Source organism: Candidatus Magnetominusculus dajiuhuensis, from assembly GCF_046044395.1.
GTDB classification, from domain to species: domain Bacteria; phylum Nitrospirota; class Thermodesulfovibrionia; order Thermodesulfovibrionales; family Magnetobacteriaceae; genus Magnetominusculus; species Magnetominusculus dajiuhuensis.
The window spans coordinates 1-17,163 of sequence record NZ_JBJUSG010000083.1 but is presented as its reverse complement, the minus strand read 5'-3'; the positions used below and the strand labels follow the sequence as shown (position 1 = coordinate 17,163).

Sequence of the window (17,163 nt, the reverse complement as noted above, 5' to 3'; positions counted from 1 at the left end):
TAGGGATGCCCTCGCAGGGAAATCAACGGGTGTAGTTATTTAGACGCTTACGATAATACCGAAACTTGCCCGCATGGTTTTTCTGTTCAGGCGTTATTAGACCTGCAAATCCATTAATAGAGCCTATGAACGCATGATTAAAGACTGTATAGTTTTTGTATAGCAGACAGACGGGAAAGGACGGTAAGATTCGGAAGTACTGACGGGAAGGCATACCCTGCAAACCCTTGAAAAAAGAAAGGAAAGGAAACAGAAGGAAATAGACGGGAAACGCCTAAATCCTTCTGGATTACCTTGCCAAGGTTGGGGTCGCGAGTTCGAGTCTCGTCGCCCGCTCCAAATTTAAATCAATAGGACAAAGACATAAGGATTAAAGACGAAGGGGAGTAACTCCCCTTCACCCGTAAATCTCACCATGTTTTGTCAGAGTTTGCCTGACCTTAGTATTGATATTATCAGCCATATACCAAGAAAAAAGGCTATCGTGAAGCCCAGCGTCCCTATGGCCGGTATGTCGAATATCTTAGCTCCTGTCCCTGATAGTGTCAATATGGACGAACTCATTATAATTGACGCTATCACTATGCTGAAAGACAGCCTGTTGGAGGACTTTTCAATGTCCCTTGTCAGGCGGTCTATGCCCGCTATGTTAGACTTAATAGTGAACTCACCGGCTATCATTCGCCTAAGAAGGACGCGGAGTTTCTTTGGCGTGTCTATCAGGGAGTCGGCCAGGCCGGACAGGTGTCTTTCGAGCTTGTCAAGCACCCTCTTAGGCCCATATTTTTTCATTATCAGTGTGGACGTATATGGGGTTGCGGCACTTATAAAGTTAAACCCCGGAGCAAGCTCCCTCACCGTATTATCTACTATTAACAGGCACTTGTCTATCAGCAGCAGAGACGACGGGATTTTCAGCTTGTGTTTTATCGAAAGGCGCGTTACCGTATTCAGGTACTCGGCAAAGTTTATCTCCGACAACGCGCTGTCATACAGGGGCAGCAACAGCTCCATCATATCGGCAAGAAACTCCTGTCTGAACCGATCTATGTCCATCTCGTCTGTTATCATCCCAAGCTCCACGAACTGGTCTATCAACGATTCAAAATCCTTATGCACAAGGGCAACGAGCAGCGCCGCAATGCTTTCCATCACCACAGGGGGCAACCATCCGGCCATTCCAAAATCCACAATTGCGATTCGCCCGTCATACAGGACGAACAGATTGCCGGGGTGCGGGTCAGCGTGGAAAAATCCATCGTCAAGTATCATCTTAAAATACGCGTTTACGAGAGTTGCCGCAAGCTCATTCCTGTCAAGCCCAGCCGCATCTATGGCACTTATGTCGTTTATCCTCATTCCCTCAATTCTTTCCATCACCAGTACGCGTTCAGATGTAAATTCAGGATATAGGATGGGAATCTTTATAGTCTTGACGGTCTTGAAATTCTTCGTGAAGCGCTGAATGTTCCTGGCCTCCTCACAGAAATTCATCTCTTTTTTTATCGTCCTGGAAAACTCGGCGATTATTCCCAATGGGTTAAATACCTCTGAGTCCGGTATATATTTGAGCATCAGGCCGGATATCATTTTCATTATACTGATGTCGGTTTCAATTATCTCTTTTATACGAGGGCGCTGCACCTTCACAACCACCAAAGAGCCATCTTTGAGTGTTGCCCTGTGTACCTGTGATATTGACGCGGCGGCTATCGGGGTCTGTTCAATGTCCCCGAATATCTCTTCTATGGGCTTGCCAAGTTCTTTTTCGATTATGTTTTTAGCGCTCTGAAAGGGAAACGGCGGCACCTCATCCTGGAGCTTCTCAAACTCCGTGGCATAGCGTTCTGTTATCAGGTCAGGGCGTGACGACAGTATCTGGGCGAGCTTTATAAACGACGGGCCAAGCTCCTCAAAAACCTGCCTCAGGCTCACGGCAACCGTGCTCTCAAGGATTACCCCGCCCGCCAGGAGCTTGATACGTTTTCTGAACGGGATCAGTCCATTGAGATTCAACTGCTCAATAAACTGGCCGAAGCCGTGCTTAACCAGCACATTCAGTATCTGCGTTATCCGGTTTATGTTCCTGTAGGTCTTTCTTATTTTAAGGAGTTCGCTGAACATTGATTCTATGCGTTTTCCGTGTGGTCGCCTTCATGGGCGGCAAGGCGCTGTGCGAGGGCGGCTATTTTCTTGTTGAGCTTTTCTATGTCGTCCTTCGTGGCAAGGTTCATCTTGCTGAGGGCCAGGTCTATTATTTCAGAGATGTTTGCGTTTATACCCGAACCCGCATTGGTAATCTTCTCAGACCATTCGTCTATCATGCTTTTGCCCTGTGATTCGCTCAACTGCCCTTTTTCCACTAACCCATCAATAAACTCTTTGAGAGTTTCCTGCGCCCCAAGGGCCGCCATTATCGTATTCCTTATCATATCAAATAACATTCTGCCTCCTTAACAACAGTACACTGTATAGTTCATATTGTGGGATTCTAACATAAATGAGCCGGTTAATACCAAATTGCGAATTGCCTCACGAAAAAACTACATGAATTGAGCGAAAGCCTGAATACATGCGGGCGTAACGTGTACATGTGTAACGTGTACAAAAACAAATTTGATATTGACATACGGCTCTGCTTTATGCCATTTTACAGCGGGTGAGCAAAATCAATATATCGGGAGGTATGTATGAAAAGTAGAAAGTTTTTAGTAACAACCTGTCTGATTGCAGGGTTGGTCGCCGCTGTTTTAGCCGGAAATGCCGGAAATGTAGGTGCCTTTGATCTCAAGGGGCTTAACCCGGCGGACGCATTAAAACCCCAGGGGACTGAAGCGGTCAAACCTAATGACGCTAAACCTAATGACGCTAAACCTGATGCGTCATCTCCCAAGACGTCCAAAGAGGAGAAGTCGTATACAAACAATACGAGAAGGTTTACATTTACAATCCCTGCGGGGTGGGAAATATCATCAGGCACACCCGACTCCGACAATATGGTTTTCAGAAAAACAGGCACAACCCAACACTTTGCTTTTCAATACACACAGCTTGCGAGCGATTTCCCTGCGGAGGCCTCTGTTAAGGCATCGTTAAAGACTGCGATGGAGGATATTAAGCACGGGAAGAATATCGCGGCAAAACGCAGGGATGATGTGAAAAAGGTAAAGGGAAAGGATGTGCTATACGCAAGAGGCTGGGAATTAATAGACGCTGGCAAAAACGGTCCCCAGCGCATAATATGGCAATGCTACGACAGGGAAAACTTCTATTTCAACTTTATGGCCTCAGCCGAGTCTAATGAATTTGACGAGGCAAAACCTACACTCCAAAAGATAATTGACTCCATAAAGTTTTTGGAGTAGCCGATACAAAGTTGACAGGCATATAGCTGACAGGCATATAATGGCGTGCAGCGACACCTGTTCATAGATGGATTGGCAATGGCGACGTAATGGTCGCCGTTCGCTTGCCATCAGGGCGCATCGGCAGTTCACGTCTGCGTAACGTGTACGTATTGACAAAAACTGATATACTCATGTATAATATCTCTGAGTGGCATGGGAAGAGGTTCCCTTAAGATGAAAAGAGATTAGTTTCTCGTTTTAGCCTTGTTATGTCTGTATGAGTCTAACATGACTCTGCGTGTTAATGAGTGCATTGGTAAGGTGATATGTTTTACGTTCTAAATGTCCATAACGACCTGATAACGTCATGGAGATGTAGTTTGGTGTGAAACCTGTCTTTTTACGTGTGTACTCCTTAATCAGCTCAAACAAAAAAAGTGAACGAGGAGTATTCATCCATGATAAGCAGGCAACTAAGTAGAAGTGTGGCCACAGTTGCGGTATTGTTGATAACAGTCTTTTGCCTTAGCTCTTTGTCCTTCGCAAACGTATCCGCCGCCGATGGTAATCACACGGCAGGGATAAAAAATGACGGTACTCTTTGGGCTTGGGGTAGTAATGCCTACGGTGAGATAGGAGACGGAACAACTACCAATAAGTTGTCACCTGTTCAGATAGGGACATCTGACTGGTCAAGCGTATCTGCAAGTGGCAATTGCACGGCAGGGATAAAAAGTGACGGCACTCTTTGGGCTTGGGGTTATAATTCCTACGGTGAAATAGGAGACGGCACAACCACCGATAAGAACTCACCTGTTCAGGTAGGGACATCTGCCTGGTCAAGCGTATCCGCAGATGGTCTGGACACAATAGGAATAAAAAGAGACGGCACTCTTTGGGCTTGGGGTTATAATGCCTACGGTCAATTAGGAGATGGAACGACTACCGATAAGTTGTCACCTGTTCAGATAGGGACATCCACTTGGTCATCAGTATCCTCATCTGTATATACCAAGATAGGGATAAAAAGAGACGGCACTCTTTGGGCTTGGGGTGTGAATAACAGTGGCCAATTCGGAAACGGCGGAACTACCGGTGCATTTTCACCTGTTCAAATAGGGACATCTACAAATTGGTCATCAGTATCCTCAGGTTATACTCACACGGTAGGGATAAAAAATGACGGCACTCTTTGGGCTTGGGGTTATAATGTGGTGGGTCAATTAGGAAACGGTACAAATATCGATAGTTTGATACCTGTTCAGATAGGGACATCTACCTGGTCAAGCGTAGCCGCAAGTGCCTTGCACACGGTAGGGATAAAAAGAGACGGCACTCTTTGGGCTTGGGGTTATAACAGCAACGGTCAGCTAGGAGACGGCACGACTACCAATAGGAACTTACCTGTTCAGATAGGGACATCTACCTGGTCAGGCGTAGCCGCAGGCAATGGCTACACAATGGGGGTAAAAAGTGACGGCACTCTTTGGGCTTGGGGTGGTAATAGCAGTGGTCGTTTAGGAGACGGCACAACTACCGATGAGAACTCACCTGTTCAGATAGGGACGTCTAATTGGATAATATCGCCTCCATCTTCTTCATATACCCTAAGCGTAACAAAAACCGGCGCGGGTACAGGCACCGTAACACCGTCAAGCGGCTCTCTCAGTTGGAGCGGCAGCACCGGCACGGCCACCTACACTTCCGGCACATCGGTAACGCTAACAGCAACAGCCGCGTCCGGTTCTACGTTTTCAAGCTGGTCAGGGTGTGACGCGACAAGCGGTCAGTATTGTACCGTTTCGATGTCGTCGAATAAGTCTGTAACGGTGACATTTACAACATCTGGAGGGTCTTCGGACTATAACTCTGCCTCGGCGGAAATTGACGCAATCTATGGTCAATATGCTTCATTCTTTGGCACTAAATCTGGCGGCATAGTTACGGGGACATCCGGCTCTGCCACATACTATGTCCAATGGTTTACCAATGGCGCTGCCATCGTGGCCTGGACAGATGGGACTATGTATGTTTATTCAAATGGCACATGGTACGCCTTAGGGGTAAGCTGGAAGACATCTGGAAGCGACCTTGATAAGGCAACAACGGCAATTAACTCAATCTATAATCAATATGCTTCGTTTTTTGGCGCTAAATCTGGAGGCATACTTACGGGAACATCCGGCTCTGCCACATACTATGTCCAGGTGTTTACCAATGGGGCTGCGCTTGTAGCATGGACAGATGGAACGATGTATGTTTATTATAATAGTACATGGTACGCTTTAGGGGTAAGCTGGAAATAAACAAAGGGCGTAGCAAGTCCTGATACAGTTGAAGTGGTTGGCAATGGCGGCTTAATGGCCGCCATTATCGTATTGCTCATCATATCAAATAAAAACCTGCCTCCTTAACAACAGTACACTGTCTTACTTGTCCTATGGGGTTCTATCATAAATGAGCCGGTTAATACCAAATTGCAGGGAAAAGTAAAATGCGTAGTTTTAATAATATGTTTCCTGAAGTATTCCCTCCATGCCTCTATTTTTTATCGTAGATATCTTTTCTATGGCCAACTCTAACGATAGACAGATAAATATGCCGCTAAGCGGTTTACCCAGGTTGAGAGGTTCCTTAGCGAGATAATTTTCTACCTTGTCCATAACAGAACGAGCTGTTTTCTTATCAAAGGAGGCAATATCGTCTAAGGCTTTATCTGCCCAAACAACATTATATGCCAAGTCTATTCTTTGCCTCTTCGGATGAATAGTATTTTGTATCGGGGTCGTTCATCCTTTCGAGCGCGAGATAGGCATCCTCGAATTCTGCCATATAACTGGCAAGCATTTCCTTTATATAAAAACTCTTGGGACGAAATGTCTTCTTCGATAGATTCTCAAGTCTTTCGAATACATCGTCAGGCACCCGTACACTTAGATTTTTTGACATCTAATCCTCCTTAAATGTGCTATGTGTATTGTAACATAACCACTTCGCGGCAATGCCAGAAATATCCACACAACCGCTGGCATCAAGACACGTCGGCAATTCCTTGATATATTCATACCCACTCTATTATAATAATTTACGCCGACAGCGGCTTCAGTGAGGGTTGCGCGTGTGAGTGGTGAGTTGTGGCCGCATGGTGATTAATGATTAGCCGGTTATGGAGGATGTTATATGCTTAGATGGGGTAGTTTTGTAAAATTATCGTTGGTGTTGTTTGTATTTCTCGCTCTGCTTGCGCCCACAGCGTCTCATGCCGACAATGGATGGGCGTGGAATAGCACTGGCTCAAACGCTAAGTGGTATAGTGTGGCCTCCAATTCAGACGGCACAAGGCTGATTGCCGCAATCAAGGGCGGAGATATCTGGTCTTATTCAAACGGCGCATGGACGGAGGCTAAGGTAAACGGGGACAACAATACATGGACTGCTGTGGCATCAGATTCGACGGGCACTAAGTTGGTTGCCGCCGCTAGTGGCGGTGATATCTGGACGTATTCAAACGGCGTATGGGCTGCAAATAAGGTAAACGGGGGCAGCAACAGCTGGGCTGCTGTGGCATCAAACTCAGACGGCACAAAACTGGTCGCCGCTGTCAATGGCGGTGATATTTGGACATATTCAAACGGTGTATGGACTGGCAACAATGCAGGCGGGGGCAGCAATAGTTGGGCCGCCGTGGCGTCAAACTCAGACGGCACAAAACTGGTCGCCGCTGTCAATGGCGGTGATATTTGGACGTATTCAAACGGCATATGGACACCGAATCAGGTACTCGGTGGCAGCAGCGATTGGGCGGCAGTGGCGTCCAATTCAGACGGCACGAAGCTGGCCGCCGTCAACAGCACGGGAGTTTGGGTGTATTCAAATGGCCTGTGGACTGCGTCTTTATTGGGCCAGACTGGCTGGTCAAGCGTGGCGTCAAGCGCAGACGGCAGCAGACTGGCCGCTGCCTCGTATGGCGGCGATATCTGGACCTATGTAAACGGCACATGGACAGCGGGTAATGTATATGGCGGCGGCAACAATTGGAACAGCATAGCATCGGATTCAACAGGCACTAAGCTGGTTGCCGTTATCTCATCTACGCATGGATCTATCTGGACAGGATATTACTCAGTGAACTATCCTGCGGCGAGCGCCTGGATAAATGCGTTATGTAGTGAATATTCCGCATACTATGGAACAAAGGCTGGCGGGGTGGTTACATTAATAACGACAAGCGGCGCATACTTTATGCAATATTTTAACAATGGCAAGATAATTTTGGCATGGACGGATGGCTATCTGTATTCCTTCAGCGACACAAGCTGGAACTCTTTGTTTATTGTCTGGAACGGCACCAGTGTTGCTGATACGGCAAACGCGTGGATTAACGGGGTATACAGCGTATATCCCTCACTCTTTGGGACAAAATCCGGGGGTGTGACAGCAGGGACTGACGCAAACGGCACATACTATATCCAATTGTTTACAAATGGCACGGCAATCCTGGCGTATTCAGACGGGTATCTATATTACGGTTATGGTGGCGTCTGGCACTCCTTTGGGATAAAATGGGAATAATAACCACCCGGAGTCTGTCTTAAAAAACTCTGAGTTTTCTTTTTCCTATTGCCCGTCCTTGCCCCGCCATCACTGAGATGGGACATTTCTATTTTGCTATGAATAGGACATTTCTATTTTGCTATGAATAGGACATTTCCACTTTGCTGTGACTGAGGCAATTCGTAGAGCGCGTACGCATTGACATATTATTGTGGAGTGTGTATAATACTGTACATGATGCGTAAGGGCGAAGGATTGTGAATTGTACCGGGGGCGTGAGTGTGCGTACGGAAAATGGATCGGGCCTCTTGTGGTATTGCGTTTATGTCAGGCCACGGCATGAATTCAAGGTTCTGGAGAGGCTGGTAAAGGCTCAGAAGGAGGCGTTTCTGCCGTCTGTACATAGGTTAAGCAAGTGGAAAGACAGGAAGAAGCTGGTGGAGTTTCCTCTTTTCCCGAATTATCTGTTTGTACGCTCAATAGACGGGCCTGAGGATAAGCGCTTGGTGTTGCAAACGCAGGGAGTTGTATGCTTTGTAGGCTCTAATCATGGCGGGTGTGGCTATGAATCGGTGCCTGATGAGCAGATAGCTTCCCTGATGAAAATAATAGAAAGTAAGGAAACAGTAAACCCCTACCCATTTCTAATGGAAGGACATAAAGTAAGGGTAAAGAGGGGGCCTTTTGCCGGAGTTGATGGTCTCCTTGTCAAGAAGAAAGGGTTACACAAGCTGGTTGTTTTGATTGATATGTTACAGCAGGGGGTGTCTGTTGAAATAGATGCCTCAGACGTAGATGCTGTTTAGAGTTTAGTCAGGGTTCAGGCGGGATGTTTGTCTTGAGCGGGGCTGCGCTCTTAGTGTGGTGGTCGGTGGGTTGTGTCCCGCCTTTGTGCTGCTGAAAACATTTTATTTCATCTTCAATGAAGGAAACATTTCCTGATATGGCTGACAATACAAAGGAAAGGCATGATATAAACTGCGAAATGGATGGTTTTATAAATATTTTGAGCTATCTGATATCATCTGCTGTTGCGAATTGGAGTCGGCATGAGGATGGCGTGATGTTATTTAAGGATGTAATGCGGGGTATAAGAATTTGAGGATAGGATTTGACGCGTGCCGGATTGTGGAACAAAAGACTGCCGTCGGGATATATGCGGCGGAGCTCCTTTTTCAGTTCTCCCGGCTTAATACGCCCCATACTTTTATACTATTTCATAACAGCTTGTTCACAATGCCTGAACCTGTCCCTGCAAATTATCCCGTGCACACATCGTTAAGGCGTAAAGTCCTCTTCTGGAATATAATAGATTTACCCAAAATGATAAGAAAAGAAGGAATAGATATTTTCCATGCCCCGTACAACTTTGGGGGGCCGATAAGGAAACAATGTCCCCTGATAATAACAGTGCACGACCTTATACCAGTTATGTTTCCAGAGTATTGCAGCAGAAAATTTCGTACCATAGCCCGCATATCATACAGGTTATCAATTCCACAGGCGGACAGGATAATCACCGACTCTGAGGCATCAAAGAGGGACATTGTCAGGCTCTACGGCTGTGAGGACAAGATAAGGGTTATTCCCCTGGGCGTATCTGAGCACTTCAAAGTTATCAACGATAAAAGCCTTATAGAAACTACCCTCAGGCGGCTTCACCTTCCGGGTGAATACATTCTTTATGTGGGGAAGCTGGAGGTTCGTAAGAATATAGTCGCGCTTATTGAGGCGTACTCACGCCTGAAAAAGGAAGCAGGGGATATTGCGCCGCTTGTCCTTGTTGGTAAGCCCGGAGTAGGCTTTGATCACATACAAAGGAAGATAGAGTCTGAGAAACTGGGAAAGACAGTCTATCATCTGAATTATGTTGCGGAGGAAGACCTTATGGCTGTGTACAATGGCGCTCTGTTGTTTGTGTTTCCATCGTTTTATGAGGGATTTGGATTTCCGCCTCTTGAGGCGATGGCCTGTGGGACTCCGGTAATATGCTCAAATGTATCTTCTTTGCCGGAAGTGGTGGGCGACTCTGGAGTACTTGTGGCACCGGGGGATGTAGAATCGCTGAAAAATGCCATGAATGAGGTTTTATCTGACCGTGAGTATGCGAAGGCGCTCGCAGAAAAAGGGCTGAAACGCTCGGCACTGTTTAACTGGAGGCAAACAGCCCTCAAAACCCTTGATGTCTATAAAGAAGTTTTTGACGCATAGGTTTACTTTTCTAAAGAAAAACATCCCGCTGGTCGTCTCTCAACATTGAGTCTAATTCTTTCGGGAAGTGGAAATTATCCTTAAAAAGCCTGTTCATCACCGAAACCAGTTGTCTGAACTTATATGCGTCGTGATGGGAATCACCTTTTTGTTCGGAGTCTTCCCAACTCTGTTTATCCGATATCCTCAATTCAACCGGCAGCGTATGCTGCTCGGTAAAGCAGGGCACAGATACCTGTGGCCCGTGATTAATGGCACAGGGTAGGAGGATTTTTCTCGTTTGCTGGCATCTGTGTATTGGAACGGGGAAATTCAACTTGCACTGAAACTTTTTATGTCCCTTTGAGGTATGTGCATTTCTGGTTGCATTTTTGCTCAGTGCATTATAGAAGTCCGTCGCGTTTTGTAAAATCTCCTCATTTTCAGGCACATAGTTGTTGTGGCCGCTTCTGTTGAGGCTTGTCATCAACCTGCTTATGGCCTCTGTCATATCCTCAGGGGTATCAAATATGGTTTGTGTTATGGAGGAAGAGACTACGGTTTCCTGGAGGATTACGCCTCTTTTTTGCAGGGCGTGAAAGAGCTTAAGCGTATCGTTTCTGTCGTTTAATATGAACGTCACGGCCAAAGGGTCTTTTATCATGCAGGCCTCGCCTTCAAAATCGTTTCCAAGTTTGGTTGCCATGCTGAATACGGTTTTTAATCTGGAGGATATCTCCGCAATTTCCACATCAACGCCGTCACCGCTTTTGAAAATAAAAAGGTTTCTTTCCCTGTCAAAATCTGTGAATTCCCTGAGACGGTCAAAGAAGGTGGAGACCTTAACATATGCCCTATATGAAGGCTCATTGTCAATGAGAGTTGCAAGTGGGTGCTGGAAGTCAAAATCAAACAGATTGTTAAGCGTTAAGCCATTTGAAGTAAAATAAAGGCCGAGCGCAACAAAATCATTTATATCCTGGCTGTCCTCTTCGGTTGATTTTATCAGATGGCAGACTTTCAGAAGGGCGCACGCCATATGTTGAAAATCATCGGGAACTGTCATATTCATTCCCTTATATCCATAAAACAGGTGAGGGTACTTCCCTGATGAGGCCATTAGAAACAGATGCCTTGGGTCTTCGGCGACAATGCGGCAGAATTCATTGTCCAGTAGCCTCTTTTCTATTTCTATGATGGAATCATTGAGCGTTTCATAATAAGAAATGGCCGGTGAGTTTAACCTTATCAGTGTTGCAAGTTGTTCCTTTAAAAATGGAAACAGATATTGATGGCAATAACCAAGGGCCATGTCCACGTATCTTTTGGCCCTGTTATTTTCAGACGCGGTCAGAGCATCGCCTCCTTTTATGTCAAACCCGCGGTTGCCCATCATTTTTGTTGCCTGAGAGAGGGCGGTTTTATAATCGTACGCATGGAGCATCAGATAAGGGGTCATTTCAGTTCGGTCAAGGATAGAACCAAAGATGCTGTGATAAAGCTCCTGTTTGCTATTTGTGGCACGCATAAAAAACAAACCCCCTGATAAAATACTCCTGGCGGGAGAGTACCTGCTTTGGCGTCCTAAAGTCAAGGGTTATTACCGCGTCACAGGGTTATTACCGCATTTCTATCCTTAAGCCGGAGTACTGAAGCCGCCAACGAGCGGCAGTTGGAATTAACTATACAAAACGTGGCGAGATTTACGGGGTGAAGGGGGGGTTACCCCCCCTTCGTCGTTAATCCTTTCTTTTTATACTTATTACTTCGATACCCAGATAATTCAGCACCTTTATGGCATCGTTCCATGTGAATACTTTTTTGCTCGGATTTCTTAGAAAATACGAGGGATGGTACGTCGGCATCACCTTAATGCCATTGTAGTCATAGAAATCGCCTCTCATCTGGCCTATTGTTTTATCCGTTGATAACAAAGTCTTTGTTGATACGTTGCCGAGGGTCATAATGGCATCCGGGGCTATTGATTCGATTTGTCTCTCTATAAAACCCCTGCACGCGGCGATTTCGTCTTCTTCCGGTTCTCTGTTGCCGGGGGGGCGGCACTTCACTATGTTTGCAATATATACGTCCTCACGCCTGAATCCCATCTTATTGATAAGACTCTCTAAGACCTTGCCGGCCCTGCCGACAAACGGCCTTCCTGTGGCGTCTTCGTCGGCGCCAGGACCCTCTCCCACAAACATCAGCCTTGTGTTGGGGTCACCTTCGCCAAAGACTATATTTGTCCGGCCTGTGTGGAGTTTACACCTTTTGCAGTTTCCTATGTCGTTTCTTATGGCCTTTAAGAGATTCTCTTTGTCAGATTCCAGATTTGAAATCAACACCTCCGGCAGGGCATCAAAACCCAGCTTGTCGAATATATGCAATAAATCTGCCATGTTGCGTGACCTGTCTGTCATCTCTGCCCCCATTTGAGCTTCTCCCTTAATATCTGAAAATAGTCCCTTTCGTATGGTATAACGAGACTGGTCTTGTATGCCGATTTCCTTATTTCTATAACGTCGTCCTGCTTGAGATGAAACCCCATTTGCCCATCCAGAGTTAAACATATGTCCTCGCTGCCGGTCTTTACCGTGGCCTCTATCACGGAGTCGTCGGGGACTACTATTGGGCGGTTGGTAAGCATATGTGGACATATTGGAGTTATTACCAGGCAGTGCATAGTCGGGTAGAGTATCGGGCCGCCGGCGGAGAGGCTGTATGCCGTTGAGCCGGTTGGGGTTGCGAATATCAACCCGTCGGCCTTATATGTCGTCACATATCTGCCGTCTATGGATACCTCTATGTCGAATATCCTTGCAAGGGCACCCTTGTTTATTACTAAGTCGTTTAAAACGGTGAAATAACAGACCCCTTTCCCTGCCCTTATGACAGAGGCGTCGAGCATTATCCTCTGTTGTATATCACACTCCCCCGATACCACCTTTTCTATGACGCCATATATCTCCGATTTGTTTACCTCTGTGATAAATCCCAACCCGCCAAGATTAATTCCAAACAAAGGAGTTCCCTTCTGAGCCGCGCACCTCGCGGCGGCAAGCATAGTCCCATCCCCACCAAGTGCGAGAATCAGCCCAACATGCCGTGGCATCTCCTCACGCTGGCATTCCCTGAATAACGTCTTTACAATTCCTAAATGCCGCGATGTATCTGTGTCAACATACACCTCGCAGTCATGTCCAGTCAGCCATGGTATCAGTCCCTTTAATACATCAATGGCCTCGCCCTTACCAGGCCGGGCTATAATCCCAATCTTTTTCATCTATCCCTTCTATTTTTATAATCCTCCTATCACTTTCGCCATATGCTATGTCAACCCTGATGTCCCCAATTGCGTAGCCGGCGAGTTTCTCCGCCCATTCAACAGCGGCGGCCTTCCCATTGCCTATGCAGTCAAACACGCCGACCTCTTCTATGGATTTAATGTCATCAAGGCGGTAGAGGTCTATGTGATAAAATGGGGTTTGACTCTCGTACCCGGCAATAAGGGTATAGGTGGCGCTTGTGATGTCACGCTCCGGTATGCCGAATGCGGAGGCGGCTCCTTTTATCAGCGTTGTCTTACCCGCCCCCAGCTCGCCGCATATAAATACGTTTAACCCTTTGATGAGATGCCTGCCTATGTGTCTGCCTATTTCTACTGTCTCCTCCGGTGAATTGCTTATGATAGTCATTATTTATTTCCAGATAAATGCCCCCTGGCTCCCCCTTACGGTACCTTCTTTGCGGAATGAATAAAACCGTTCAGAACTACAAAATGTGCAGTCACCGGATGCCCATATATTTTCCGGCCTTATGTTCATGGACAATGCCTGTGCGGTGTTCGCACCCACAAGGTCTACATACATACGGCTGTCTTTGGCGGTCGTGTAATCCCCTGCGCCGCAGGCCTTTGTAACTGCCTCCACGACCTCCTCCCCGACGACATAGCAGCATCCACGTATAGATGGCCCCAGCGCAATCAGTATATCCCCCACCCTGGAGTTGAACTCTTCTATATAGACATCTACCACCGCCTTTAAGATACCCTTGGCCGTGCCGCGCCACCCCGCATGAACCGCCCCTGCCACGCCCGTAACCGCGTCGTATAGCAGAATCGGGACACAGTCGGCGGTACGCACACCGGCGATGACATCGTCTCTGTCAGTGACGACGGCATCCCCTTCACGCCCGCCAATGATATCAGCGCCTTTTCGTAGTACTATCACCGTGTTGGTGTGTTTTTGGACGGGCATACAGAGAACCGGCGGCTTCTTCGACAACGCAAACTTCGTCGCATCTATCCCCACCGTCTTGTCCGTAAAGAAGGCGGCAACACCCAAATCCTTAAATATGTCAGGATATATCAGTCCATTGTTCATAGGCGGGGGGCCTAGTGTTTAACCAGCAGATAACCCTCTATGAATCCCAAAAGGTCGCCTTTTACGGTCTTTTCCACCGTGACCGGATAGCCTTCAATTATATCGTCGAGCACCCTTGTCACGCTCGCGAAGCTGTAACTTAAGACCGTGTCAATAGGCTTGGCAAGTATATTGGGGACGCTGCTTTTTCTAAGCAGATGGTCAAATATGAGTATCTGCCCGCCCGGTTTTACTACCCTGACGATCTCGGCAAAGGCCTTCCTTGCGTCGAACACTACGGTAAGAAAGAGGCTCAATATCGCCTTGTCGAATGTATTGTCGTCAAAAGACATCTTCTCCGCGTCCATCTTACTAAGGGTTACGCTCTTTTCCATGCCGAACAGTTTGAGTTTAATCTTTCCCAGCCCAAGCATGACATCGCTTATGTCAACACCGTCCACGCGGACGTCTTTAGGGATAGCGGAAAGGTCGTGGCCGGTTCCGACGCCGGGAACGATAACACGGTCTCCGGTATGAAAATCCATCATTTTTATCGCCTTCGTGCGCCACGGTTTTATTGGCAGCATCAGAGCAGGGTAGAAAAAGGGTATAAACGTATTATACGACAGCAGCTTAACGACATTTTTCATATCACATTACCTCCTGAATTGGTGTTATATTAGCATCTGTTTGCAATCCGCGGCATGGGACTTACAATACCACGTATTCTTTGCCCTCATAAACGAAATTATCCAACTGGTATTCCTTCATCTCCTGCTTCGCGTAACGAACAGCTATTCCAGAGGTTATTAAGAAATCAACCAATTCCTTATCAACATGTTTATCTTTTGCCATGAACCCAATTATTTTAACACACTCGGAGAGCTTTTTACCCGGCCTGTATGGCCTGTCCGCCGCTGAGAGGGCCTCAAATATATCGGCTATTGCCATTATCCTTGACTGCAGGGAGAGTTCCTCAGCAGGGGTGCGGTTGGGATACCCTGTGCCGTCGAGTTTTTCGTGGTGCTGGCCGGCATATGTGGGAATGTTTTTCATCTTTTTAGGCCACGGAAGCTGGCTTAGTATCTTATACGTCATTGCGGCATGATTCTCTATTATTTTACGCTCTTTGTCAGTAAGCGTTCCTCTGCGTATGCACAGATTTATGACCTCTTCGCCGGTTAATATAGGCTGCTCTGTGCCGTTGGCAATAATCTTGTATGAGGCTATCTTGTTGATTCTTTCGATCTTGTCGTCCGAGATAAACTCACCACCGATGTTGGCCGTCTTCAAAAACTCAATATCATCGTCCAGTTCCCGAATATGCCCTGTGAATTCCTCGTCAAGGCTTTGCAGGGTGCTCCGGGCACCTCCGCCATGAGCGGCCTCAAGCCCGGCTCTCTCCTTTAAATGTTTGATTTCGATGTCCCTTTTTAATACCTCAATCCTCATGATTACCGTATGTACCCGGTCGTAAATAGTCTCCAACTTTGCGGACTTATCCACTACATGCTCGGGTGTTGTTATTTTACCTACATCGTGCATCCATGCGGCTGTTTTCAGCTCTTCACTCTCATATGGAGTAAGAGCAAAGTCCTCCCACTTCCTATCTTCAGAGTTGCAAAGTTCCCTTGCAATATCCAGTGTCAGCTCTGCTACACGTCTGATATGGCCGCCGGTGTATGGGGATTTTTCGTCAATTGTAGTTGCTATCACCTTGACAAAGGAATCCAACAGCTCCTTCAATTCTGCGATTAGGGTCGTGTTTGTAACGGCAATAGCCGCTTGTGAGGCGAGAGATTCTATTAAATATTGATAGTCGGGGGAAAACTGTATGACGTTGCCACTGCCGTCGCCGGCATTAATAAGCTGCAAGACGCCGATTATCTCGCGTTCATGGTTTCTCAGGGGGGTGACGAGCATTGAACGGGAGCGGTAACCATTATTTTTATCGTAGTTTTTTGTCCCCTGAAAGTCAAAACCTTCTATTGCATAGACATCGGGAAAGTTTCTGGTTTCACCGGTTAAGGCCACGTATGCGGAGACGTTTTGCATGTTTCTGGTGCCGTCTGCCTTGTAAAGGGGTACGGGTGGAAAAGCGAGAGGCTCACCTCCCCTGCCGCCTTTGTTCACCCTAAGCGAACGATTCCGGATTATTTTAAATGACAGGCTTTGCTCGTCTGGCGACATGACGTAAAGCGTACCGCCGTCGGCGTTAGTGAAGTCCATCGCCTCTGACACAATCATCTCAAGCAGGTTGTCAATGCTTTTCTCTGCCGACAGTGAGATACCGATTTGCAGGAGTTTTCTTTTGAGCCTTGCCTGGGCATCAACAAAACTCACGACCTCGGCGATGATAGCCTCCTGGTTGGCGTCCAACGTTGTCTTGCCGCCTTGTTCCTTGAGATAGCTTATAATTCCCTTGAGTATGGTATTAAAATCCTCAAACTCAGTCGCCTTAGAATAATCCATAATCAGACTCCCTCTTTTTTAAACGCGTAATGATATAAATCATAACAATTTTTAGCTGCCTCCGCCCGGTGACATAGGATACTAACATAACAACGCCACCGGCTGCAACCTCTTTGGCATTTATAACAGGGCAAACGCATTAGAAACTTACACCAGTAATTCCCTCTCCTGGATTCCCGCTTTCCAGACTGTGTCACAATAGTAAAGCAGCCCCCCCCCCCCCCTTTTTTTTTGAGGTG

Annotated in this window: 16 protein-coding genes; 5 read left to right on the top strand and 11 right to left on the bottom strand. The window is 46.9% G+C overall.

The features are described from left to right. Positions 1 to 423 precede the first annotated feature (423 nt). Both AB7D94_RS11655 and AB7D94_RS11650 read right to left on the bottom strand, forming a co-directional pair. Positions 424 to 2,124, bottom strand: coding sequence for an ABC1 kinase family protein (locus AB7D94_RS11655; protein ID WP_420266055.1), 1,701 nt, complete (start codon positions 2,122 to 2,124; stop codon positions 424 to 426). Positions 2,125 to 2,129: 5 nt separating this feature from the next. Beyond that, on the bottom strand, positions 2,130 to 2,444 hold the full coding sequence (locus AB7D94_RS11650; protein ID WP_420266054.1) for a phasin family protein: 315 nt from the start codon (positions 2,442 to 2,444) through the stop codon (positions 2,130 to 2,132). A 246-nt stretch (positions 2,445 to 2,690) separates the two neighbouring features. On the opposite strand from AB7D94_RS11650, the gene AB7D94_RS11645 reads away from it, so the two are divergent. Both AB7D94_RS11645 and AB7D94_RS11640 read left to right on the top strand, forming a co-directional pair. Beyond that, positions 2,691 to 3,365, top strand: coding sequence for a hypothetical protein (locus AB7D94_RS11645; protein WP_420266053.1), 675 nt, complete (start codon positions 2,691 to 2,693; stop codon positions 3,363 to 3,365). A gap of 440 nt (positions 3,366 to 3,805) precedes the next feature. After that, positions 3,806 to 5,653 carry an InlB B-repeat-containing protein gene (locus AB7D94_RS11640; RefSeq protein WP_420266052.1) on the top strand — a complete coding sequence of 616 codons (1,848 nt, stop codon included), beginning with the start codon at positions 3,806 to 3,808 and terminating at the stop codon, positions 5,651 to 5,653. A gap of 198 nt (positions 5,654 to 5,851) precedes the next feature. On the opposite strand, the gene AB7D94_RS11635 is transcribed toward AB7D94_RS11640, so the two are convergent. Both AB7D94_RS11635 and relB read right to left on the bottom strand, forming a co-directional pair. Continuing rightward, complete coding sequence (locus AB7D94_RS11635) at positions 5,852 to 6,088, bottom strand: type II toxin-antitoxin system RelE family toxin (protein WP_420266051.1); 237 nt, start codon at positions 6,086 to 6,088, stop codon at positions 5,852 to 5,854. Beyond that, on the bottom strand, positions 6,078 to 6,296 hold the full coding sequence (gene relB, locus AB7D94_RS11630) for a type II toxin-antitoxin system RelB family antitoxin (RefSeq protein ID WP_420266050.1): 219 nt from the start codon (positions 6,294 to 6,296) through the stop codon (positions 6,078 to 6,080). Before relB ends, AB7D94_RS11635 begins: the two co-directional genes overlap by 11 nt. A 231-nt stretch (positions 6,297 to 6,527) precedes the next feature. On the opposite strand from relB, the gene AB7D94_RS11625 reads away from it, so the two are divergent. The 3 genes from AB7D94_RS11625 (at position 6,528) to AB7D94_RS11615 (ending at position 10,112) form a co-directional block, all read left to right on the top strand. Further along, entirely contained in the window at positions 6,528 to 7,919 is a 1,392-nt protein-coding gene (locus tag AB7D94_RS11625; RefSeq protein ID WP_420266049.1) for a WD40 repeat domain-containing protein, read from the top strand. A gap of 263 nt (positions 7,920 to 8,182) precedes the next feature. Next, positions 8,183 to 8,707 (top strand): UpxY family transcription antiterminator, encoded by a 525-nt coding sequence (locus AB7D94_RS11620; protein ID WP_420266048.1) that lies wholly within the window; start codon positions 8,183 to 8,185, stop codon positions 8,705 to 8,707. Between the two features lie 292 nt (positions 8,708 to 8,999). Further along, positions 9,000 to 10,112, top strand: coding sequence for a glycosyltransferase family 4 protein (locus tag AB7D94_RS11615; RefSeq protein WP_420266047.1), 1,113 nt, complete (start codon positions 9,000 to 9,002; stop codon positions 10,110 to 10,112). A gap of 10 nt (positions 10,113 to 10,122) precedes the next feature. Here the strand turns inward: AB7D94_RS11615 and AB7D94_RS11610 are convergent, their stop codons facing one another. The 7 genes from AB7D94_RS11610 to AB7D94_RS11580 form a co-directional block, all read right to left on the bottom strand. Beyond that, complete coding sequence (locus tag AB7D94_RS11610) at positions 10,123 to 11,619, bottom strand: hypothetical protein (RefSeq protein WP_420266046.1); 1,497 nt, start codon at positions 11,617 to 11,619, stop codon at positions 10,123 to 10,125. 211 nt (positions 11,620 to 11,830) lie between these two features. Further along, a complete protein-coding gene (locus AB7D94_RS11605; RefSeq protein ID WP_420266045.1) occupies positions 11,831 to 12,523 on the bottom strand; it encodes a uracil-DNA glycosylase in 693 nt (230 codons plus the stop codon). Further along, complete coding sequence (locus tag AB7D94_RS11600; RefSeq protein ID WP_420266044.1) at positions 12,508 to 13,374, bottom strand: NAD(+)/NADH kinase; 867 nt, start codon at positions 13,372 to 13,374, stop codon at positions 12,508 to 12,510. The genes AB7D94_RS11605 and AB7D94_RS11600 overlap by 16 nt, the downstream gene beginning before the upstream one ends. Next, positions 13,340 to 13,786 carry a tRNA (adenosine(37)-N6)-threonylcarbamoyltransferase complex ATPase subunit type 1 TsaE gene (gene tsaE, locus AB7D94_RS11595; RefSeq protein ID WP_420266043.1) on the bottom strand — a complete coding sequence of 149 codons (447 nt, stop codon included), beginning with the start codon at positions 13,784 to 13,786 and terminating at the stop codon, positions 13,340 to 13,342. Before tsaE ends, AB7D94_RS11600 begins: the two co-directional genes overlap by 35 nt. A gap of 3 nt (positions 13,787 to 13,789) precedes the next feature. Continuing rightward, entirely contained in the window at positions 13,790 to 14,473 is a 684-nt protein-coding gene (gene pgeF / locus AB7D94_RS11590; protein WP_420266042.1) for a peptidoglycan editing factor PgeF, read from the bottom strand. Between the two features lie 11 nt (positions 14,474 to 14,484). Continuing rightward, a complete protein-coding gene (locus AB7D94_RS11585; RefSeq protein ID WP_420266041.1) occupies positions 14,485 to 15,102 on the bottom strand; it encodes a class I SAM-dependent methyltransferase in 618 nt (205 codons plus the stop codon). Positions 15,103 to 15,163: 61 nt separating this feature from the next. Continuing rightward, complete coding sequence (locus AB7D94_RS11580) at positions 15,164 to 16,924, bottom strand: HD domain-containing phosphohydrolase (protein ID WP_420266040.1); 1,761 nt, start codon at positions 16,922 to 16,924, stop codon at positions 15,164 to 15,166. Between the last annotated feature and the right edge of the window lie 239 nt (positions 16,925 to 17,163).